The sequence below is a fragment of the Agrobacterium sp. 10T429 genome, assembly GCF_056393925.1.
Window position 1 is genome coordinate 1 of the sequence record NZ_JBFTGV010000081.1, and the last position, 389, is coordinate 389.

The following is a 389-nucleotide window of genomic DNA, read 5'->3' on the forward strand; positions in this document are numbered from 1 at the left end:
AGGTGGAACACCGAGGACCACACGGGCGTGCTGCTCTATATCAACCTCGCCGATCATGCGGTGGAAATCCTCGCGGACCGGGGGATTGACGCGTGCGTTAGCGCGCGGGTGTGGGAGAAGGTTTGCGCCGGGCTGACGGTGGGGCTACGGGAGTCGCTGTCGGTACGGCCAGTGCTGGATGCGGTGGGGGAGATCCATGCGCTGCTGATGGAGCATTTTCCTTCGGGGGATGGGTTTAATCGGAATGAGTTGGACGATCGGCCGATGGTGCTCTGAGGTTTGGGGTGTTGGCTTTTGGGCTCAAAACCCAACACCGCCCCTCAAACCTTCCCTCCCCGCTTCTCCATCAAATACCACCCCGCCGCCACAACTTGCAGCCCCACCAACCC

At 61.7% G+C, this 389-nt stretch carries 1 protein-coding gene; it reads left to right on the forward strand.

Annotated elements, in window-relative coordinates; genetic code table 11:
* Positions 1–276: TPM domain-containing protein (locus tag AC1DCP_RS26625; protein WP_476774904.1), on the forward strand; the 276-nt coding region annotated here is incomplete at its 5' end.
* Positions 277–389 lie beyond the last annotated feature (113 nt).